General features: G+C 69.3%; 18 protein-coding genes and 2 pseudogenes. 12 read left to right on the top strand and 8 right to left on the bottom strand.

Features of this window, described 5'->3' with window-relative positions:
* Window positions 1-38 precede the first annotated feature (38 nt).
* Window positions 39-590 carry an SMI1/KNR4 family protein gene (locus tag IAG42_RS35235; protein ID WP_223206322.1) on the bottom strand — a complete coding sequence of 184 codons (552 nt, stop codon included), beginning with the start codon at window positions 588-590 and terminating at the stop codon, window positions 39-41.
* Between the two features lie 229 nt (window positions 591-819).
* Here IAG42_RS35235 and IAG42_RS35230 point away from each other — a divergent pair, with 229 nt between their 5' ends.
* The 4 genes from IAG42_RS35230 to IAG42_RS35215 all read left to right on the top strand — a co-directional run bounded on the left by IAG42_RS35230 (window position 820) and on the right by IAG42_RS35215 (window position 4,725).
* A complete protein-coding gene (locus IAG42_RS35230) occupies window positions 820-1,413 on the top strand; it encodes an RNA polymerase sigma factor (protein WP_223206321.1) in 594 nt (197 codons plus the stop codon).
* A complete protein-coding gene (locus IAG42_RS35225; RefSeq protein WP_188340997.1) occupies window positions 1,410-2,345 on the top strand; it encodes a hypothetical protein in 936 nt (311 codons plus the stop codon). The genes IAG42_RS35230 and IAG42_RS35225 overlap by 4 nt, the downstream gene beginning before the upstream one ends.
* Before the next feature lie 332 nt (window positions 2,346-2,677).
* Window positions 2,678-4,282, top strand: a complete 1,605-nt coding sequence (locus IAG42_RS35220) for an ABC-F family ATP-binding cassette domain-containing protein (RefSeq protein ID WP_188340996.1) — start codon at window positions 2,678-2,680, stop codon at window positions 4,280-4,282.
* Window positions 4,283-4,473: 191 nt separating this feature from the next.
* Entirely contained in the window at window positions 4,474-4,725 is a 252-nt protein-coding gene (locus IAG42_RS35215) for a hypothetical protein (RefSeq protein ID WP_188340995.1), read from the top strand.
* Here the strand turns inward: IAG42_RS35215 and IAG42_RS35210 are convergent.
* Window positions 4,701-5,177, bottom strand: coding sequence for a DUF6221 family protein (locus tag IAG42_RS35210; protein WP_188340994.1), 477 nt, complete (start codon window positions 5,175-5,177; stop codon window positions 4,701-4,703). The genes IAG42_RS35215 and IAG42_RS35210 overlap by 25 nt on opposite strands.
* A gap of 389 nt (window positions 5,178-5,566) precedes the next feature.
* Here IAG42_RS35210 and IAG42_RS35205 point away from each other — a divergent pair, with 389 nt between their 5' ends.
* Entirely contained in the window at window positions 5,567-6,826 is a 1,260-nt protein-coding gene (locus IAG42_RS35205; protein ID WP_188341778.1) for a serine hydrolase domain-containing protein, read from the top strand.
* 101 nt (window positions 6,827-6,927) lie between these two features.
* Here IAG42_RS35205 and IAG42_RS35200 read toward each other — a convergent pair whose 3' ends face one another.
* Window positions 6,928-7,608 (bottom strand): GntR family transcriptional regulator, encoded by a 681-nt coding sequence (locus tag IAG42_RS35200; RefSeq protein ID WP_223206320.1) that lies wholly within the window; start codon window positions 7,606-7,608, stop codon window positions 6,928-6,930.
* 315 nt (window positions 7,609-7,923) lie between these two features.
* Here IAG42_RS35200 and IAG42_RS35195 point away from each other — a divergent pair, with 315 nt between their 5' ends.
* From IAG42_RS35195 to IAG42_RS35180, 4 genes are all read left to right on the top strand, one after another.
* On the top strand, window positions 7,924-9,939 hold the full coding sequence (locus IAG42_RS35195; protein ID WP_188340993.1) for a collagenase: 2,016 nt from the start codon (window positions 7,924-7,926) through the stop codon (window positions 9,937-9,939).
* Between the two features lie 265 nt (window positions 9,940-10,204).
* Window positions 10,205-10,636, top strand: coding sequence for a DUF4259 domain-containing protein (locus IAG42_RS35190; protein ID WP_188340992.1), 432 nt, complete (start codon window positions 10,205-10,207; stop codon window positions 10,634-10,636).
* A 198-nt stretch (window positions 10,637-10,834) separates the two neighbouring features.
* Window positions 10,835-12,994, top strand: a complete 2,160-nt coding sequence (locus IAG42_RS35185; RefSeq protein WP_188340991.1) for a DUF3289 family protein — start codon at window positions 10,835-10,837, stop codon at window positions 12,992-12,994.
* A 64-nt stretch (window positions 12,995-13,058) separates the two neighbouring features.
* Window positions 13,059-13,580 (top strand): hypothetical protein, encoded by a 522-nt coding sequence (locus tag IAG42_RS35180; protein ID WP_223206319.1) that lies wholly within the window; start codon window positions 13,059-13,061, stop codon window positions 13,578-13,580.
* Between the two features lie 52 nt (window positions 13,581-13,632).
* On the opposite strand, the gene IAG42_RS35175 is transcribed toward IAG42_RS35180, so the two are convergent.
* A complete protein-coding gene (locus tag IAG42_RS35175) occupies window positions 13,633-14,094 on the bottom strand; it encodes a MarR family winged helix-turn-helix transcriptional regulator (protein WP_188340989.1) in 462 nt (153 codons plus the stop codon).
* Window positions 14,095-14,203: 109 nt separating this feature from the next.
* Between IAG42_RS35175 and IAG42_RS35170 the strand changes: the two genes are divergently transcribed.
* Together IAG42_RS35170 and IAG42_RS35165 are read left to right on the top strand one after the other, a co-directional pair.
* The gene (locus IAG42_RS35170; protein ID WP_188340988.1) at window positions 14,204-15,127 is read left to right on the top strand and encodes an alpha/beta hydrolase; all 924 of its coding nucleotides are present in this window, start codon (window positions 14,204-14,206) and stop codon (window positions 15,125-15,127) included.
* A 68-nt stretch (window positions 15,128-15,195) separates the two neighbouring features.
* Window positions 15,196-15,513 (top strand): DUF6221 family protein, encoded by a 318-nt coding sequence (locus IAG42_RS35165; RefSeq protein ID WP_188340987.1) that lies wholly within the window; start codon window positions 15,196-15,198, stop codon window positions 15,511-15,513.
* 688 nt (window positions 15,514-16,201) lie between these two features.
* Here the strand turns inward: IAG42_RS35165 and IAG42_RS35160 are convergent.
* A complete protein-coding gene (locus IAG42_RS35160; RefSeq protein ID WP_223206318.1) occupies window positions 16,202-16,615 on the bottom strand; it encodes a hypothetical protein in 414 nt (137 codons plus the stop codon).
* A gap of 228 nt (window positions 16,616-16,843) precedes the next feature.
* On the opposite strand from IAG42_RS35160, the gene IAG42_RS35155 reads away from it, so the two are divergent.
* A complete protein-coding gene (locus tag IAG42_RS35155) occupies window positions 16,844-17,644 on the top strand; it encodes a hypothetical protein (RefSeq protein ID WP_188340986.1) in 801 nt (266 codons plus the stop codon).
* A gap of 9 nt (window positions 17,645-17,653) precedes the next feature.
* On the opposite strand, the pseudogene IAG42_RS38655 reads toward IAG42_RS35155, so the two are convergent.
* The 3 genes and pseudogenes from IAG42_RS38655 to IAG42_RS35145 all read right to left on the bottom strand — a co-directional run.
* Window positions 17,654-18,088, bottom strand: a pseudogene (locus IAG42_RS38655) (IS5 family transposase); the annotation flags it as partial.
* 462 nt (window positions 18,089-18,550) lie between these two features.
* Window positions 18,551-18,757: pseudogene (locus IAG42_RS38650) on the bottom strand (transposase); the annotation flags it as partial.
* Window positions 18,758-18,899: 142 nt separating this feature from the next.
* Window positions 18,900-19,961 (bottom strand): FAD-dependent monooxygenase, encoded by a 1,062-nt coding sequence (locus tag IAG42_RS35145; RefSeq protein WP_188340984.1) that lies wholly within the window; start codon window positions 19,959-19,961, stop codon window positions 18,900-18,902.
* Between the last annotated feature and the right edge of the window lie 263 nt (window positions 19,962-20,224).

Raw genomic sequence — 20,224 nt, 5'->3', positions numbered from 1 at the left:
GCGGCCCTCACCCGCTGCGTACCGCGCGTCGTGAATGGCTACAACCGCACAGAAGCCTCGGGCCACGAGGGCAGAGCGAAGCCGCCGTCGGCTACGTCCTCCTGATACCACCCTCGACCCGCCAGCCAGGTCTCGAGCCACTCTGCGAGGCTCCCCGCTTCCACGAACCACGCCCTGGATACATCCTGTCCGCTGATCACGTTCGGGTCGAAGTGGAGGACCGCACCGCCCTCGCCCCGACAGTCCACGCACGCGAACATTCCACAACCCCAGTCCAGGACCGGCAGGACGCCTCTGGGCCACGACCACCAGGTAACGGCACCCGCAGTCGGGATCCGTCCCAGATAGTCGTCGACCACGGCCTCCTCACCGTCCCGATTCAGACCCCGCGTCAGCGGGAGCAACGAGTCCATCGGCCCGAACCCGCCATTGCCCACCTTCAAGTACAACGCGGCAAGAAGCGGATGAAGACGGAATCCGAGCCTTCGCTCTGCCTCGTCGAGTTCCATTACAGAGACCGGGAGTTGCAGTCGCTCGCTCTCGGCAGCCTTGACCACGACCCGCTCGACCAACTGCCCGAAGTTGTCCACGGAGACATGCTCGCCCACAACTCCGACAGACTCACGGGCAGGACGGGTAGGGACGTTCCCACATCGGCCCGCGCGAGGTGGTCCACGGGTACGGCGGCCGCTACGCCTTGTCGAGACAATCCCGTTGTCTCGCGCTTCCCTTACGAAGACGGATCGGGCGCGAACGCCCGTGCCGCGCGGAGACAAGTACGGGGTGAGACCGCCGAGCGGCGGTCGACAGGGAGGTGCCGTGTCCACGGAAGTGGAGAACGGGCAGGACGACTCCGTGCTGCTCAGCGCAGCGGCCCGCGGCGGGGGCGGGTTCGAGGAATTGGTGGAGCGCCATTCGGTGGCGCTGCACGGCTACTTCGCGCGCCGCGCCCCGCACGCGGCGGACGATCTTCTGGCCGAGGTGTGGCTCCAGGCGTACGCGGCCCGGCGCACCTACGACGCGTCGCGCGGGTCCGCCAGGGCTTGGTTGTTCGGGGTTGCCAGGAACGTGCTGTCGACGTACTGGCGGCGGCTTGCGCAGGAATCGCGCACCGCTCCGGGCGAAGGGGCTCACGGTGATCCGTGGGCCGCCGTGGACGACCGACTCGACGCGTCCGCGCTGGCCCCCGCACTGCGCCGCGTCATCACCGAACTCCCGGAGGTGGAGCGCGAGTTGTTGCTTCTGGTGGCGTGGGAGCAGCTCTCGCCGACGGAGGCTGCGGCCGTACTCGGGATCCCGGCGGGCACAGCGCGTTCGCGGCTGCACCGGGCCCGGGCCCGGCTGCGGGAGAGCGTGGCGCTCGCCTCGACCAGTCGATCGCCGTCCGAAAACACGACAGGAGAACCGGCATGAGCCAGACCCAGGGCAGCCCGAACGAGACGACGAGGGCACTCGACAGCGCCGAGCTGATGGACTTCCCCGGCGCTCACGACCTGATCGCGGCGGGCCAGGTGGCACCACCCGCGGCGGACGCGGTGCGGGCAGCACGCCTGGCCGTGACGCAGGCATCGTGGCGGGACCGGCCCGACCTGCGTGGACTCACCACGGGCCCGCAGCCCGAGGCGGCCGCGCCGCGGTGGCGTCGGCGCCGGCTGCTCGTCGCGGCCGCGGCGGTGCTCGCTCTGGCCGTCGGCGGCGCCGCGTACCCGGTCCTCGGACATGATCCGGCCGCCGGCGCATCGGCCGCCTCGTTCCTGTCCGACGTCGCCGACACCGCGGCGCAGGAGCCGCCGTCGACGGCCCCGTACTGGAAGGTCCACAAGGAGGTGGTCAACGAGGACGACGGTCGGCGCACGGACACCACCTACTTCGACCGCTCCGGACAGGTCTGGTCGGTGAACCCGGACGGCTCCGTCCAGGAACCCGGACCGAAGCTGAAGCGTTGGCTCGTCGGCGAACACCGGCTCACCTGGCAGCAGTTGAGCAAGCTGCCCGCCGACCCGCACGCACTGGCCGCCCGTCTGGGCCCGGACCCCTTCCACCAGGTCGTGGCACTTCTGGAAGACGCTCCCGTAAGCCCCAAGGTGCGAGCCGCCCTCTTCGAGATCCTCGCGGACCAGGACGGTGTCGAGCTCGTCGGCACGGTCGAGGACAGTCAGGGGCGCTCCGGCACGGCCGTCGAGTACACGACCGCGCCTTCGGAGTTCACCGGGCTGCGCACCACGATCCGGCTCGTGATCGCACCGAAGTCCGGTGCGCTCCTGGAGTCCGCCGGCCGCACCGACGGCCGCCCCGCCGAACGCACCACGTTCCTGGAGGTCGGCCCCGCCGACCACATCGGCTGAGGCCCCGCACCGGGGCGGCCCCCGTGGCGACGGGGCCGCCCCCCCCCTGCCCAGGACAAGACTTTGTTCAGGGTCGTCCACCCTGGCGGGGCTCTCCCCTGGTGGAGGTGCCCTTGCCCTTCGGCAGCAGCCGGGACGCTGAAAGCCGACGAGTCACAGAGGGACGAGTCCGCAGACGGACGAGGGCACCCACACCGGAGGGCACACCTGGTAGATGCGCTGCACACAGGACGTCGGTTACGGTAGGCGCATGTCTACGCCCCGAGTTTCCTAGCTGAGGACCCGCTTCCACGCCAGAAGTGTGTCCTATTGCTTTCTCGGAGCGTTACCTCATGATTACCGTTCGCGGTGTCGAGCTGCGCGCGGGCGCCCGCCTGCTGCTCTCCGACATCTCCTTCTCCGTCTCCCCCGGCGACCGGATCGGCCTGGTCGGCCGTAACGGCGCGGGCAAGACCACCCTGATGACGGCCCTGGCCGGACAGGCCAGGCCCGCCGCCGGGACGATCACGCCGACCGGACCGGTCGGCGTGCTGGCCCAGGACTCCCGCGCGGCCGACCCGGCCGTCAGCGTGACCGACCGGATCCTGTCCGCCCGCGGCCTGGACCGCGCCCTGCGCACCCTGCGCAAGGCCGAGGCCGCTATGGCGAAGGCCTCCGAGCCGACCGCTCTGGAGCGTGCGATGAACGCCTACGCCCACGCCGACGCCGCGTTCCAGGCCGGCGGCGGGTACGCGGCCGAGTCCGAGGCCGCCCGGGTCGCGGCCGGACTCGGGCTGCCCGAGCGGGTGCTGGGCGAGCCGGTCGGCACGCTGTCCGGCGGACAGAAGCGCCGGGTGGAGTTGGCGCGCATCCTGTTCGCCGGACACGGCGGCACGCTGCTGCTGGACGAGCCGACCAACCACCTCGACACCGACTCCATCGCCTGGCTGCGCACCTTCCTCCAGAGCCACCAGGGCGGTCTGGTGGTGATCAGCCACGACACCGGCCTGCTGGCCGACGTGGTCAACCGCGTCTTCCACCTCGATCCGCAGCGCGCCACCATCGACATCCACAACACCGGCTGGAGGACCTACCTCACCCAGCGGGAGGCCGACGAGCGGCGCCGGGCCCGGGAGCGGGCCAACGCCGAACGCAAAGCCGGGGCTCTGCATGCTCAGGCGGACAAGATGAAGGCGCGGTCGGCCACCGCCGTCATGGCCAAGAGCATGGCCCGCCGCGCCGACCGCATGCTCGCCGATCTGGAACCGGCCCGGCGCACGGAGAAGGTCGCGAAGATCCGGCTGCCCGAGCCCGCCGCGTGCGGGCGGATCCCCCTCGGCGCCGTCAGCCTGGCCAAGTCCTACGGCGACCACCAGGTGCTCACCGGTGTGGACCTGGCAGTCGACCGAGGCAGCCGTCTGGTCGTCCTCGGCCTCAACGGCGCGGGAAAGACCACCCTGCTGCGCCTCCTGGCCGGCCAGGAACGACCGGACTCAGGTCGGGTGGTGCACGGGCACGGGCTGCGCCTGGGCTACTTCGCCCAGGAACACGACACCCTCCACGCCGAGCGGACCGTACGGGAGAACCTGCGCGCTGCCGCACCGCACCTTTCCGACGGTGAAGCACGGCGCGTGCTCGGCGCGTTCCTGTTCTCCGGCGACGACGCCGACAAGCCGGCCGGCGTCCTCTCCGGCGGCGAGAAGACCCGCCTGGCCCTGGCCGGCCTCGTCCACTCCGGCGCGAACGTCCTGCTGCTGGACGAACCCACCAACAACCTCGACCCCGCCTCGCGCACCGAGGTCCTGGCCGCGGTCGGCTCCTACCCGGGCGCGATCGTGATGGTCACCCACGACGAGGGGGCTCTCGACGCCCTCCGCCCCGACCGCGTCCTGCTGCTGCCGGACGCGGACGAGGACCTGTGGAACGAGCGCTACCGGGACCTGGTCTCCCTCGCCTGACCCGAACATCCCGCACTGGCCCGACTGCAGAGCCCGTGTCGTCCCGGCCCGGTGGTGGCGCAGCCGATCGACGGCTGCGCCACCACCATGGCGGTCGTCACCACCACGGCGGTCCATCCGTACTTATCGTCGACCCCCGGGGCCGGCGGTCGCGCGCGTGCCCTCGCCGATTCAAAAACGTTGGACGGAGTATGCACACCACCACGCGAGTCTGCCTCGCGCTTCTCCTCTCCGCCTCCGCCGCGTCCCTGGCCACCCCTGCCGTCGCTGACGAGGGCCCTTCCACGTCGGAGGCGGCAGTGCTCGGGCCCGCCACCGACACGATCACGGACCACGGAACCCACTTCCAATCCACGATGTCCCAGGACACGATCAGCGAGCCCGGCGGGGCGGCCGTCGGGGCCGACCCGTCAGTGGACTACGGCCGCCAGTCCTCGTGGTAGCCGGGACGGTCCGCGTAGGGCAGGGCGAGCAGACGAAGCGTCGCGCAGGGCGCAACGGCGTAGGGAAGTGCCACACCTTCAGCTACTTCATCGCCCTCCCCCTCAGGGGGACGCCGGTTCACCCACGGCTCAACGGCCTCGTTGCCGCAGGTCCGGCAGACCTGGGTTTCGCCCGTCCCGCTCTGGTCGCATGCCCCGTCCACGACGGCCCGCTCAGGCGCGTGCAGGACGAGCAGCTGCCGCTTGGCATCGATCTCGCGCAGCACCCGCGCCGGGACCCCGCAGTCACACACGGCGCCGGGCGCCGCGTGGAACATCGCCATGGTGGCCTTCACCGACTCCGCGTCGCCTTCAAGGTAGGCGTGGATGTCGCACCCGAGGGTGTGCCAGCTGCTCGCGTTGCTCGCGTCCTTGTCGAGCTGGGCGCCGAGCCACTTCGCGAGGTTGTCCACCGCTACGCCTCTTCCTTGCAGGGCCGGTTCTTCCCCGACCTCGAGTTGGAGCAACTTCTTCACCAGCCCCGCAGCATCTCACGAGCGGTCGGCCCCGCCACGTGGTCGACAGCGCTCTCGTTCCCGAAGGGCTCCCGGCCTGCATCCGGTTCACGATCGGGGGTGCCGACACCGACACGCGGTCCTGCGCAGCCTCATTCTCGTGGAAGGCTCCTGATAGGCGCCTTCGCAGTAATCACCGCAGGTTGCGCCTGCGAGGCGCCGAAGCTCTGGAGTATCGCGAGCGTATGGAAATGCGCATACGCCGGCGCAACACTCCTCGTCCTTCACTGAAGGTACGAACCACCTTGCGGCAAGGGCCGGTTCGTCCAACAGGAAGGGACGTGATCATGGACTCGGATTCCGTACGTGGCATGGATCGGCGGCAGTTACTCGGATGGGGTGGGCTCGCGGCGGCGGGTGCGGCGGCGGCCGCCACGCAACTGGCGGCAGTTCGTCCCGCCCACGCCACCCCGGCCGTCTTCGCTCCTGATCCTCATGCGATTCCTCCCGCCACCCGCCCTGGCGGAGACTACGACCGTTACGTGGCGAAGCTCGCAGCAGAGGACAAGTTCTCCGGCGTGGTGATGCTGTCCCACCGAGGCCGGACGGTGCTGTCACGCAGCTATGGCATGGCCGACAAGGAAAAGGGGATCCGCAACCACGAGGGCGTCGCGTTCAATCTCTCCTCGGCGGGCAAGCCGTTCGGCGCTGTGGCCATCCTGCAACTGGCACAGCGGGGCAAGGTACGGCTCTCGGACACGGTGGGCACCTATCTCTCCGGCTTCGCCAAGGACATCGCCGAGAAGGTGACCATCCACCATCTGCTCTCCGGGACCTCGGGACTCGACACCCCGGAAGAGGACCTGCGACGCGTCTTCCAGAGCCGTGAGGAGGTGCGCGAGTTCTACGAGGGATGGGCTCGGCAGGCGAAGCCGGTGGCCGCCCCCGGTACGCCAACCGACCACGCCGGTGCGGAGGTCGCCATCCCCGCGCTGATCGTGGAGGCCGTGACCGGCACGACGTACTGGGACTACGTCGAGGAACACATCTTCAGGCGTTGCGGCATGACCGGTACGGCGTTCTTCACCAGGCCGCAGTGGCTCACCGACCAGCACCTCGCGCACTCGTACATGCGACAGGCCGACGGCAGCCGGGTCGATGCCGTCCGCAACCTGGACAAAGGCAGCCCGGACCCGTACCAACTGGGCAAGAACCCGGCACGCGGCTTCATCGATCCTCCCGGGGACGGCGGATTCGCCACTGCGCCGGACCTGGTCCGCTTCGCGCACGCGCTGGCCGACGGCACGCTTCTGGACCGGCCCTACGCCGAGTTGCTCACGGGCCCCAAGATCCCTCACGCGCCGCAAGGAGGCGGCCTGCGAGGGGGCCCGGCCACCTCCGCCGACGCGTCGTTCGGGGCCTACATGATGCCCGTGAGTCTGATCAGCGGTCAGTGGGTGAACGGTCGCGCCGGCGTCAACCCCGGCAGCGTCGCCAGCTGGAACATCTACCCGGACACCGGCTGGGTCGGCGTCGTCCTCGGCAACTACGACGACGTGCCGTTCCAGGAGATCATCCAGCGGGAGATCCAGGCCGTCATCGGATGATGTCGCTCAACCCGACGCCGGCGATCCCGCTCGCAACTGCGCTCGGGGTCGCCGGCGCCCTCCGGCGTCACCAGGTCACAGCGGCTGAGCGCTGAGCACGCTTACGGAGCGGGATCTTTGGCCTGGGCATCGAGGCGGCGCAGATGGGTGCTCATGCGGGACTCGGCGGCCGGGGCGTCGCGGGCGATCACCAGGTCGAGGAGGATCTCGTGCTCTTCGGCCGACTCCATGAGCCGGCCGGCCTCGGCGAGAGCCGCCAGCCCGTAGAGCCTGGAATGGCCGCGCAAGGCGCCGACGACCTCCACCAGGCGTCGGTTTCCCGCGAGTTCGAGCAGTGCGAGGTGGAAGCGGCGGTCCGCTTCGAGAAAGGCCACCAGGTCCCCGGCACGGGCCGCGTCCACGATCTCGTGGGCCACCGGCCGCAGTTCTTCGAGGCGTTCGGGATCGCCGGTCCGTGCCACCACGCCTACGGTGGGCACCTCGATCAGTTCGCGAACGGCGACGTACTCGGCCAGATCGCGCTGGGTCAGCTCGGTGACGCGGAAGCCCTTGTTGGGTACCGGCTCGACCATGCCCTCACGGGTGAGGTCGAGCATCGCCTCGCGTACGGGCGTCGCGGACACGCCGAACTGAGCGGCGAGTTGAGGCGCCGAGTACACCTGTCCCGGGCGGAGTTCCCCCGCGACGAGCGCGGCGCGCAGAGCGTGCGCGACGTGGTCGCGGATGCTGCGCCGGGCCGGCACGGCGGGCAGCTTCAGCGCGCGGTCTGCGGGCGTGGACACACACTGCTCCTCATGGGCCGGTGGAGTTCCGCGCCTGCCGGTGTGGTGCTCCGGGCGCAGCGCGAACGGCGATCGTACTGATCTTACGGTTGGCCTGCGCCACACCGCCCCCTCTCGACGAGCCGGGAGCTGACCCGACCCACCCCGGCGGCTCCTGTGGCCGACCGCCGTCCGAACCTTGGCCGACTCGGCACCTTCTCAAGTTCAGTGCCATGTGAAATTGTACTGGCACATCGCACTGGCGTGTTCACATCAAACATCAACATCGCGCGCTCGTGCGGCCGTTGGATCAACACCCCCCACAGGAGATCCCGGATGCATGGTCACGATCGAAGAAGCACCCCACGCCGCTGTCTCGCCCGAGCGGTGTGCACTGGTGCGCTCGCTCTCACGCTGGCACTCAGCGCCGGCATAACCCCGGACGCCCAGAGCACAGCGCAAACGCAAGGTGCCGCGTCGCCCATCGCCGCCCTCACCCCTGCGAGCGCGGACGGGACCGAGGACCCCGGCCCCTCCCCCGCCGAACCTTCCGCCACGCCGGACCACCCCGGCGGCAACCCGCTGCCGGTGAAAGAGCGGGCACCCCTGCCCGCCTCGAAGGACACCCTCACCCGCGAGCACGGCGAACGGTCCACCGCGAAGCCCTCGCATCCACGGCCGTCCCTACGCGACCTGCGCGGCAAGCGCCGGGCAGCCGAGTGCTCGACGAGCGACTTCACCGGCAGCACGGGCGCCGAACTCGTCGCCCACATCCGGACGTCCACACCCGACTGCATCCACACCCTGTTCTCGCTGACCGGTTCGGACGCGGCCGGCGCGTTCCGCCAGGAGCAGATGGTGACGGTCGCGAACGCGCTGCGCGACGGTTCGGCCGGGTACCCGGGCGACGGCAGTACCGGCATGCCGCAGACGGTTCTGTATCTGCGGGCCGGCTACTACGTGCACTGGTACAACGAGCCCGATGTAGGCGAATACGGTCCCCAACTGGAGTCCGCGATCCAAGGCGGCCTCGACGCCTTCTTCGCCTCCGAACACTCGCGGGACGTCACCGACGCCAACGGTGAGACCCTCGCCGAGTCGATCACGCTGATCGACAGCTCGGAGCAGAACGCCCGCTATCTGCCCGTGGTCGAGCGCATGCTGACCGGCTACGACTCCTCGTACGACGACAAGTGGTGGATGCTCAACGCGGTCAACAACGTGTACACCGTGCTCTGGCGCGGTCATCAAGTCCCCGCGTTCGTCTCGGCGGTCGAGGCCGATCCGGGGGTGCTCGACACGCTGCGCGCCTTCGCCGTGGAGCACGTCGCGATGCTGGGCGGCGAGCGCTCGTACCTGGTGTCCAACGCGGGTCGCGAGCTTGCCCGGTTCGTGCAGCATCCAGGGCTCGCGGACACGGTGCGGCCGCTGATGAAGGAGCTGCTCGACCTTTCCCAGATGACCGGCCCGACCGCCGGGCTCTGGGTCGGGGTCGCCGAGATGGCCGACGCCTACGACAAGGCCAACTGCGCCGAGTACGGCGTGTGCGATCTCCCGCAACGGCTGCGCGACGCTGTCCTCGCCGACCGGCAGAGCTGCAGCGACAGCATCACCGTGGTCGCGCAGAACATGTCTGCCGGTGACTTCTCGGCCGCCTGCGACAGCCTCAACGGTCAGGACGCCTTCTTCCACCAGGTCGCCCGGGACCCGGGGCCGGTGCAGGACGATCACAACACGCGCATCGAGGTCGTCGTCTTCGACTCGAGCACCGATTACCAGACGTACGGCGGGGTGATCTTCGGCATCAGCACCGACAACGGCGGCATGTACCTCGAGGGCGACCCCTCCGTGCAGGGAAACCTACCGCGCTTCATCGCCTACGAGGCGGAGTGGACCCGCCCGGACTTCCAGATCTGGAACCTCAACCACGAGTACACGCACTACCTGGACGGGCGCTTCGACATGTACGGCGACTTCGCGGACGGCACGTCCACGCCGACCGTGTGGTGGATCGAGGGATTCGCGGAGTACGTCTCGTACACGTACCGCGGGCTGCGGTACGAGGAGGCCGTCGCGGAGGCCGGCAAGAAGACGTACAGGCTGAGCGAACTCTTCGCCACCACGTACGAGAACGCGGACACCACGCGGGTCTACCGCTGGGGGTATCTCGCGGTCCGCTACATGCTGGAGAAGCACCCGTCGGACCTCGGCACCGTGCTCGGCGCCTATCGCGCCGGTGACTGGGCGGGTGCGCGGCGGCATCTGACGGAAACCATCGGAACGCGCTACGACTCCGACTGGAACAACTGGCTGGACGCCTGCGCGCAGGGCGGCTGCGCCCGCGCGTCCTGACACCTCGAGGATCGAGAAGCTCCAGCACGACGCGAAACAACAGGTACGGACAGCGCGCCGTCGGCCGGCGCGGAGCGGACTCCCGTGTGCCGCCCCGCGCCGGCGGGATTTGTGCTGGTCTCGGTGATCGTGCGCAAGGTGCTCGGTCGCGGAGGATTCGGACGCGGAGGATTCGGCCTTCTCGCAAACTGGCCCTGCGCGCCCCGTAGTCGCGTTGTCAGTGCCTGATGCCAGGATCCGGGTGACCAGATGCAAGGAGATCGGCATGGGCACCTGGGACACCGGTCCCTTCGACAACGACACCGCCGCGGACTTCGCCGACGCGCTCGACGAGGCCGGGCCCGCGGCGCGTGAAGCCCTGATCCGAGGCGTGCTCATCCGAACGATCGACGCAACCGGCTATCTCACGGAGGCGGAAGAGGCGGTGGCCGCTGCCGCCTTGATCGCGGCGCAATGCCCTGGAGACCATCCCGTCGACATGGCATACGGTCCGGAAACACCGATGCCCGTGTTCCCTTCCGACCTTCGGGCACTGGCTGACGAAGCCCTGGCCCGCATCGCGGGCGACGAGGACGGGCTCGTCGCGAACTGGGTCGACCCGCAGGACCGGAAGCAGTGGCGCATGATGCTGATCCGCCTTCGCGCCGTGCTCGCCCCGCCGCTCCTTTCCATCCCTCTCTTCGGTGTCCAGCCGTAATCCGGCAAGGAGGCGGAGCAACACAAACGGAGCAGGGCTTACCAATCTCCCAGACGTCTCAATCTGTCTCCATCGCACCTTGGGGACCATCCCCCATGTCTGCTAGCTTCCCCGTTCGATTCCGAACTGCCGTGACACAACGGCGACTTCGAGACGACAGGCATGTCTTCCGACATGGCTTCAGACATGGGAGGCCCCATGAACAGAAGCGCCGCCGTGCCCCTCGGCACGGCGTTACTCCTCCTCCTCGGCACGGCCGTGCCGGCCGCCGCGGGACCCCCCGGCGACGGCGCGGCCGGCGACGGGGCGACGCTCTACCGCGACGACACCGTCGATGTCTCCTACCGCCAGGTCGCCCCCGGCGACGCGGCGTGGAGCCAGGTCCCGGCCGCCCTCCGAGGCGGTGCGACAGAGGGTTCTTACGTCGCCCGGCTCCAGCTCGTGAACGTCTCCGATCACCCGGTGTCCAAGTGGTCGCTGACCTTCGAGCTCTCCGACCGCGTCACGGACACCTCCGCCGCAAGGCTCGCCGCGCCCCAGGACACGCGCACGACGCTCCAGGGCGTCGGCCCCACGAACACCCTCCAGCCGGGCAGGACCGAAACCGTCTGGTACCGCGCCGAGCCCGGCGCCGAGGCCGACACCCCGACCTGGGCGTCGTTCGCCAAGCACGGCATCTCGCCGACGGAGGACACCGACGGCGACCGCCTCCCCGACGACCTGGAGGTGCGCGCCAAGCTCGACCCCAAGTCAGAGGACACGGATGGCGACGGCATCTCCGACTTCGCCGAGCTCGGCTACCGGTTCAGCTCACCGCTCAGGGCCGACACCGACGGCGACGGCACCAAGGACGGCGCCGAGGACCCTGACAAGGACGGCCTCACGACCGCCCGCGAGCTCGGGCTCCGCACCACGCCCACCCGCGCCGACAGCGACCAGGACGGCCTCTCGGACGCCCGCGAGCTGAAGCTCCGCACGGAGCCCACCAAGGCCGACACCGACGGCGACGGCGTCCAGGACGGCGAGGAGACGAGGCTCCACGCCTCCCCCCGCGCCAAGAACTCCGTCTTCGACGTGACGCGTCGCGCGGACGGCGGTGCCACCACCGCCGAGGCCACGCTGAAGGGCCTGCGCGCCAAGCAGGTCGGCGGTTTCCAGATCACCAGGCTCCCGGCCGGGCAGCGGGAGTTCCCGAAGTCCACTCCGGGCTACCTCGGCAGCGGCTTCCAGCTCTCCGCCCCTGCGGAAGGCGCCGCGCGGCTCACCTTCCGCCTCGACCCCGGCCGTTCGGAGCGCATCGCACCGGCCCTCTACCGCTACGACGAGAAGGCCCGCCACCTCGTCAAGCAGTCGGGCCAGCAGCGCAGCGGCAATGCCATCACGGCGATGGCCGACGGCTCCGCCAAGTACGTCGTCCTCGACAGTCACGCCTTCGACAAGGCAGGCCCCAAGGCCCCTGGCAAGCGCGTCCTCTCCGACGGCCCCAGCGACGGCGGAGACCCCGGCGACCCGCCCCCGAGCGACATGCTCATCCACCAGTCTGCCTTCCGCGAGGGCCACCGCAAGGCCCCCGACCCCCAGAACCCGCCCGTGCCGGCCGATCCGCGCGTCGCCGACGACCTCACCTTCAACGACTACGACTTCGGTGAACTCACCGACCTCGACTGGGAGTTCTGGGTCGCCCGCATCACGCCCGAGTCCTGGATGTGGGCCGAGTTCAACGACATCATGAACTTCGGCAAGCTCGGAGCCGACGCCGACCACGCCCAGTCCGTCGACGACCTCCGCAACGCCTTCCGCTACGGCCGCGACGGCCAGAGCGCGGGCACGGTCACCGTCGACGACAACTTCGATCCCGGCCGCTACCTCTACCGCGGCTCCGGCACAGCCCTCTCCCGCGCGGTCGGCGCCTCACCGCAGGAGAAGGCGTACACCGACAAGGCCGGCCAGATCATCAAACAGTCCCTCATCGACAACAAGGGCCGCACCGATCAGCTCAAGGTCCAGGAGGACCTCACCAAGAACTTCCTCTTCCAGGAGTTCCTCCGCCAGGACGTGAAGTACCCGGTGTACGACTTCTCCCTCTGGGACGGCAACCAGCGCGCCCTCTCCATCGCGATCCACCAGTTCCACGGCCAGACGATCGCGCTGAAGGACTACAAGGTCGAGGGCAACTCCTTCTCCGGCAAGCTCGTCTTCCACTCCTATGACCACTTCGGTCTCGACCCGGACGACGAGATCACGGCGTACGGCTTCATCGACTGGTTTACGCTCCAGCACTATGACCGGTTCGATGGGAAGTACCCCCCGGCGATCGCGCAGGCGGATATCGAGATCCCCATCAGCGGCACGTTCTGACCTCGCCGGCCCGAAGCACCACAGGCGCTCGCCGGGCCGGGTCCTGGCCGTCACGCTGCTTGTCGTGACCGCCGGGTACCTGGCCTGGCGGGTCGCCGTCCTCGCCGGCCTGGAGGCCCACTTCGGCAGCGGCCTCGACGAGCAGCGCTTCAACCGGCTGCAGCAGGAGTACGACCGCCGCGAGGAGACCTTCGCCCGGGCCGACGCCAGGATGCGGAAGGTGATCGCGGCACACCCCCACGCCGAACGCATCGACTGGAGCCGCTACAAGACCTGCGTCCGTGAGCCCGGCCGCCCCTCCGACACGTGCACGATGACGCCCCCGCGCGACCAGAAGGTGTACGACGCCCTCTGGGGCGTCAGCGTGATCCTCTACCAGCCCAAGGACGAGGGCCGCACGTTCTACCGCTTCTACCACGAGGACCCGCCGCGCTACACGATCATGTACGCCCCCGAGGACACCGCCGAGGAGGCCGAGGAGTACGCGGACGCCCACGGCTTCCGCTCCGTCCGTGCCCTCGGTCCGGGGTGGACGATCCTCGGGCCGATCGACGACATCGGCCGCGAGGAGAAGCAGTTCCCGTAGGAGGACTCTCGGAACGCTCGGTCACTCACGATCGCTGATCATCGAGCCGCGCTCAGGGCGTCACGCTGCTCCCTGGCTGGCCCTCGCCGTCCGCCTCCAGGTTCGCGCGGAGGGCGGCCAGGGTGGTGGCGAGGTGTTCGCGATCGGCAGCGGAGACCGTCCGTGTCAATGAGGCCAGCGCACCCTCCACCACGGGCCCCGAAGCCGCCAGCACCTTCTCCCCCTCGGCCGTGAGCCGCAGCACGGAGGAACGGCGGTCGTGCGGGTGCGCGACGCGTACGCACCAGCCGGCGGCAACCAACCGGTCGACCGCCTTGCTGGCGGCTCCGACCGTGATCGCCACCTCGGCCACGATGTCGAGCACACGGCACCCGTCCACCCGGTGGATGATCTGCAGGAACTCGAACTGGCCGAGCGTCAGGCCGTGTTCGGCGCGCAGCCGGGCGCCGACCGCGTTGTAGAGCCGGGTCTCCACGCGGACGAGATCGAGGAAGAGTGGAGTGATGTGGCTCACAAAACCTCCGATAGATTCCTGGGAATCATCTTCCCTGGAAGGCGGTTGGACACGAGCAGATGGATTCCGAGGAATCCATTCTCGCATCCCGATCCGATGGAGGCCCGCCATGTCCCGACAGCAGCGCCAAGCCCTGGACGCCCTGCTCCGCTCCGTCCCGCGCAGCGAAACCCAGCCGTCTCCCGCCGAACAGCGCACCGGCTTCGCCGCCGCCATGACGCGACCCGCACCGGCCGGCGTCGCCGTCCGCAGAACCGTGCTGGGCGGGCGTCCCGCCCTGGAACTGGAGCCGGCCGGTGCGGCCGATCGCGGTCGGCTGCTCTACCTCCACGGCGGCGGCTACGTCATCGGCTCGCCTGACACCCATACCGGCCTGGTCGGTGAACTCGCCGCGCGGACCGGGCTGCGTGCCACCTCCGTGGACTACCGACTGGCACCCGAGCACCCCTTCCCCGCCGCGGTCGACGACGGACTCGCCGCCTACCGCGACATCCTGGCCACCGGCACCGACCCACTCGAGCTCGTCGTGGCCGGCGACTCGGCCGGCGGCGGCCTGAGCATCGCCACCCTCCTCGCCGCCCGCGAGGCGGGACTGCCGCAGCCTGCCGCCGTGGTCGTCTTCTCCCCCTGGGTCGACCTCACCCTCTCCGGAGCCAGCATGCGCACCAAGCAGGACGCCGACCCGATCTTCACCGAGGCCGACGTGCGCGCGTACGCGGACCTCTACATCGGCGACGGCGACCCCAGCCACCCCTTGGCGAGCCCGGTGTTCGCCGACCTCTCCGGCCTGCCCCCGCTGCTCGTACAGGTTGGGGCGAACGAGGTCCTCCTCGACGACTCCGTGCGCCTCGCCGCCCGTGCCGGCGCCGCCGACGTCGAGGCCACCCTGGAGATCGGCTCCGGCCTCCCCCACGTCTACCAGACCGAGCACGGACGCCTCGACGAGGCGGACGCCGCACTCGACCGCGCCGCCCGCTTCCTCACCTCCCATCTCCCCACCCCGGTGGAGGCCGGCCACACCCAGGAACACTGACCGCCTCACACGTGCCCAGACAAACCGCGGCCGGCCATCACCGTGGCCTTTACCGCGAGAGTGCCCCTATGACTGATGAGCTGGTGAGGTTCATTGAGGCGCGTCTGAACGAGGAGGCCGACTTGGCACGCCGCTGCGACGCTGACCCATGCGGCAAGTGGTCCGCCCACGGAGACACAGTGGACTTCTGCCAGGTCGACCTCTCTGGCTTTCACCCCACCATTGCCCTGCACGTGGCGCTCCACGACCCGGCGCGCATTCTGCGCGAGATCGAGGCCAAGCGGCGCATCCTGGCCCGCCATGCCCGCGAGCCCTGGCCATGCCCCAACGTGCGTGACCTTGCTTCGCCCTACGCCGACCACCCCGACTTCCCCGATCGGCGCTGAACCGACGACCGAGACGAGTACACGCAACCTGCCGGCCCGTCAGGGAAAGAACCGACAGCCAGCAACACCCGGACCGAATAGACTCGCCCGGCCGACGTGCAGAAGGGGTGGCGCAGTTGGGAGACGAATCGCTCTTCTACCGACCCAGAAACTCCCTGCTGAGCGCCCTCGGCGCGTATCTGGGCGGGCCGGCACCGAGCCGCAGAGATGACCCTGCCCTGCGATTCGACCGCACCGGCGTCGAGTACCACGAGTCATTCGGGCTCGGGCCGACAACTCGACTGCCGTGGACAGAAGTCCGCGCGGTCGCGGTCCTGCCCGGTGCCATCGAGGGACGCCAGGCTCTGTGCGTGTATCCCTTCCGTGAACTACCGGAACCCGATGTTCCCGCCGACGAGCAGTGGTCCGGTACCGGGCCAGGGCTCGCCCTCCGCTTCACCTCACTCTTCGGCACGCCGATCGCAGTGCACTGGCATCACGTGCGAGGCCCTTCTCTGGCGAAACTGACCAGGCAGTTGCCGGCCTGGACCGAGGAGCGAATAACTCTCACCACGGCACGCCCAGTCTGACGCGGTGCGCTTACGCGAAAGCGAGGGGGCGGGCGGGCCTACCGTGTCCTCACAGTTGACCGGCCACTCCCCTCAGGGCTGAGGGCGGAGTGCAGGCTGGCAGGCAAGCCCGTGCCTCATCAGCCAGTGTTCGCCTCGGTCAGGAACCACGAAAACACAGCCACACCGATCGGAGCCGCGACAAGGTAGGCGACAAGAGCACCGACGCCCCGATCAACCAACGCGGGAAAGGCCCAGTCCGCTATCGCGACCACGAGAAGCCATGCCGTCACGATCGCGAGGAGAGCGACAACGGCAGCGAGTCGACGCGTCGGGGCCGCTTCGCGGTACAACTCCGCCGCAGGCCCAGTCGTGAACACGAACGTCACGAAGCCGACGACCTCCGTGTCGGGCAACCAGCCAAACGGCCACCCCACCAGAACCATCACTCCGCAGACAGCGAGGGCGGCCAACTCCAGCCCGACAGTGGACAACACCGGGTCCCACCAGGAACGCCGGACCGAGCCACTCACAGTGTCCTCTTCATCGGCCACATCGCAAGAGTAGCCATCGGCAGCACGAACGTCGTCTCCTGCGTCATCACCAACTGCATGTGTAGGCACCGAGGATGCTGTCACCGGACTGACCAACTAACTGATCGTTTCAGAATGAGCTGGCGAGGCGGTCGAGCTGTTCCTGATCGGAGTCCTGATGCCGTAGGACTTCGCAGGTCCGCGAGACACCCTGGCCCCCCGGACCTTCCCCCTTTACGATCAACGCCCATGTCCACCACCACCTCGCCCGTACCCGTCCTCCGCGGCTCCGGCGGAACCACCCTCCAGGCCGACGGAGACGCCCTCGTCCTGCGCCGGTGGCGCAAGGAAAAGCGGATCCCGCTCCAGGCCGTTCGCCAGGTCCGCGCGGAGGGCCGTGCCCTCGCCGTGGAGCTCACCGCCCCGGCCGGTACAACCCCGACCGTGTTCCGGGTACGGGGCGTGAGCAGGGTGGCGGCCACGGTGTTCGCCGACGCGGTCACCGCGCGCCTGCCCGAAGAGCGGGAGGCCGACGGCGCGGCCCTCATCACCGAAGGCACACCGACGGAGTCCGAGGACGAGGCGTACTGGCGCAGGCTCAAGATCTGCGCGTGGGTTGTCGGCCTCGTGACCGTCGGGGTCGCCGTGGCGATGGCGATCGTGGGGTCGGGGTTCCGCGCGTTCCTCTTCCTGATCCTCAACCCCATGACCCTGGCAATCGCCGTGCTCGGTCTCTACGCGATGAGGACGCCGTACTACGAGTGGTACCTGCCCCGGTACGGCATCACCGTCGAAGCGGTGTACCGCGGCCCCAGGAGCTATGCCTACACCGACCTGCACGGCACGCTCCGAACCGCCTCCGTCCCGGGCAACGCCCCGACCAGATGGGTCGCTTACCACCCGGACAGGCCCTTTGTCGAAGCGTTCGCCGCGTACTCGTGGATCCGCAAGGTGTTCCGCACCCTCTTCTGTCTGGCGTTCCTCCTCGTCGGCCTCTCGCTCCTCGCCTTCAACATCTACATGGCCGTCGACGGCTTCCAACGCGGCTGACTGATCGTTTCAGGATGAGGTTCGCAGGCGGCGCAGGCATATGAGGCTGCAGGCCAGTTCGAGCAGGTCCTGGTGGAGATCGGCGCGTCGCTCGTGGCGGGTGCGGAGCCGTTTGAACTGGTGCAGCCAGGCGAAGGCGCGCTCGGCCACCCAGCGCACCGTGCCCAGTCCGGAACCATGGGTGACTCCGCTTCGCGCGATCAATGGCTTGATGCCCCGGTTCCACTGCAGGCGGCGGTACTTGTCGAAATCGTAACCACGGTCCGCGTACAGGCGCCGTGGCTTGCGGCGGGGACGTCCCCGCCGACCCCGAATTGGCGGGACTGCGTCGAGCAGAGGCAGAAGCTGGGTGACGTCGTGCCGGTTGCCGCCGGTGAGAGTGACGGCGAGCGGGGTTCCGTGACGGTCGACGATCAGGCGGTGCTTGGAGCCGCGGCGGGTGCGGGGACAGCCGACGGGGAGGCGGATCCGTACCTTCTTGAGTACGGGGATGAACTGCGGACTGTCGGCGGCTTGCCCTGCGGTCAGGACGAATGCGAGCGGACGGCATTTGCGATCCGCGGCGAGGTGGACCTTGCTGGTCTGCCCGCCCCTGGAACGGCCCGGGAGGGCGGCCTTGAGCCGGAGTCTGTGCCGACACCGGACGCGTCGGCGTGCCTCCCGTTCAGGATCGGGATCTACCCCCCGCCCGTCTTGTTCTTCGGGACCGCCCTCTGCCCTGTTTGGCCTGGCCTTCTCCTCGACGGCTGCGGCCTTCTCCAATGCGGTGAGCACGTCGTTGTCCAGGTGTATCCCGGCAGCGTCGTGGTGAGCGCGCACGGCGGTGGAGTCGACGCTGACCAGGGACAGGTCCACCTCACCACGCTTCGAGGCGTCAGCGATCAGGTCTTCCAGCAAGGCCTCGAAGACGCCGGTATCACGCCACTGATGGAAGCGGTTGTGCACCGTCGACCAAGTGCCGTACTCCTTCGGCATCTCCCCCCACTGCCCGCCCGTTTTGAAGCGCCAGATCACGCCCTCGAACCGCTGCCACAGCCGCTTGGGATACGGGCCGTACCGGCCGATCGGCAGGTACGGCCCGATGAACTCCCATTCCTGATCTGTCAGTTGCACGCACGTCACGCTGGTGGATCTACCCCTCCTTGCCCCGCGGTGAGGGCGAATCCCACAGATTGATCACAGGCCGATTCGCGCCTCGGGCACGGTGCTGCGGGACTGATGAGCACCGATCTTCCCCGGCACCGGGGACCGGGGGTCACTGACCGCGGCCGCCGAAGGCCGCGGCGCCCTCCTGCCCCTTCACCTGGTTGTCCGTCACGTACGGGCGCAGTTTGGCCTCGTATGCGGTGAACGCGGCGGTGTGGTCGCCGTCGGCCGCGGCCAGGGCGCGGGCCAGGGCGCGGGCGCCGATCAAGGCTTGTGAGGTGCCCATCCCGGCGGTGGGTGCGGCGCAGTATCCGGCGTCGCCGACGAGGGCGACCCGGCCGGTCGACCAGGCGTCCAGGTGGACTTGGCTAGAGGAGGAGAAGTAGAAGTCGTCAGCGGCCGACATCGCCTTCAGCAACTGCGGCGCGACCCAGCCGGCCCCGGCGAACGCGTCCTTCAGGGCCTGCTCCTGTTCGCTGCGTGGGCGGCGGTCCAGGGCGGGCGCGTCGGTTGCGAACGACAGACTCACCGACATCCGGTCGGCGTCGGCGGCACTGAACGCGTAGACCGCGGTGCCGACGCCGGTCTGCAGCACCCCGCTGTGGTCAAGGCCGAGGATGTTGTCGGCGGTGAACCCGGCGCCCGACATGCCCAGGTGACGCAGCGCCCGCTCGTGGGGGCCGAAGGCCAGTCGGCGGACCTTGGAGAAGAGTCCGTCCGCGCCAATCACGAGGTCGAAGACGCGGGGCGCACCGTGCTCGAACTCGACCGCGACACCGGTGTCATGCTGGGTGAGCGTGGTGATGGAGTCGTCGAATATGTAGGCGAGTTCGGATTCGGTGAGGCGGTGCAGGATCTTCGTCAGCTCGGGTTTGGGAACCTCCAGGTCCCCTGAGAACGTCTCGGCGGGCAGTTGACCTATCTCGGCCCCATCCACGTCGACCAGCGTGGTGCCGCGCATCGCAGTGTCGTGGCCGCGGATCTCGTCCAGAATGCCGAGTTCGTCGAGGACGTCGAAAGCGGCGCCGCGGAAGTCCACGGCGTAACCGCTGCCGCGCAGGCCGGGGGCGCGTTCGACGACGGTGACGTCGTAGCCGTCGCGATGCAGGAAGTGTCCAAGGGCGGCGCCCGCCACGCCAGCGCCCGAGATGAGGACCGTAGTGTTCGTCATGGGGCAGGACCGTAGCCCCTGTTCAGCCCCCTGGTCTGCCCAGATGCATGAAACAAATGAGCAATCCGGCCCCATGCTGGGCCGTTGGAAACCAAGGAGGCCTACCCGCCGCCACCAGACAGTGCCTGATCAAGGGTGGTTGGGTCCGCACCACCGACCGCGATATCGCCGCCGCATTCGTCAGTCACACAGCCACTAGCGACCACTTGGCTCCCGCAGGAGACTACTGGCCCCGGCTCTGTCCCGGACAGCAGGACCCGAAC

The organism is Streptomyces xanthii (assembly GCF_014621695.1).
In the GTDB taxonomy this organism is placed as follows: domain Bacteria; phylum Actinomycetota; class Actinomycetes; order Streptomycetales; family Streptomycetaceae; genus Streptomyces; species Streptomyces xanthii.
This window is presented reverse-complemented; position numbering and strand designations above follow the sequence as displayed.

Coding starts and splice junctions, on each gene's coding strand:
- IAG42_RS35225 (WP_188340997.1), top strand. CDS start 1,410: ATGAGCCAGACCCAGGGCAGCCCGAACGAGACGACGAGGGCACTCGAC.
- IAG42_RS35220 (WP_188340996.1), top strand. CDS start 2,678: ATGATTACCGTTCGCGGTGTCGAGCTGCGCGCGGGCGCCCGCCTGCTG.
- IAG42_RS35215 (WP_188340995.1), top strand. CDS start 4,474: ATGCACACCACCACGCGAGTCTGCCTCGCGCTTCTCCTCTCCGCCTCC.
- IAG42_RS35205 (WP_188341778.1), top strand. CDS start 5,567: ATGGACTCGGATTCCGTACGTGGCATGGATCGGCGGCAGTTACTCGGA.
- IAG42_RS35195 (WP_188340993.1), top strand. CDS start 7,924: ATGCATGGTCACGATCGAAGAAGCACCCCACGCCGCTGTCTCGCCCGA.
- IAG42_RS35190 (WP_188340992.1), top strand. CDS start 10,205: ATGGGCACCTGGGACACCGGTCCCTTCGACAACGACACCGCCGCGGAC.
- IAG42_RS35185 (WP_188340991.1), top strand. CDS start 10,835: ATGAACAGAAGCGCCGCCGTGCCCCTCGGCACGGCGTTACTCCTCCTC.
- IAG42_RS35170 (WP_188340988.1), top strand. CDS start 14,204: ATGTCCCGACAGCAGCGCCAAGCCCTGGACGCCCTGCTCCGCTCCGTC.
- IAG42_RS35165 (WP_188340987.1), top strand. CDS start 15,196: ATGACTGATGAGCTGGTGAGGTTCATTGAGGCGCGTCTGAACGAGGAG.
- IAG42_RS35155 (WP_188340986.1), top strand. CDS start 16,844: ATGTCCACCACCACCTCGCCCGTACCCGTCCTCCGCGGCTCCGGCGGA.
- IAG42_RS35145 (WP_188340984.1), bottom strand. CDS start 19,961: ATGACGAACACTACGGTCCTCATCTCGGGCGCTGGCGTGGCGGGCGCC.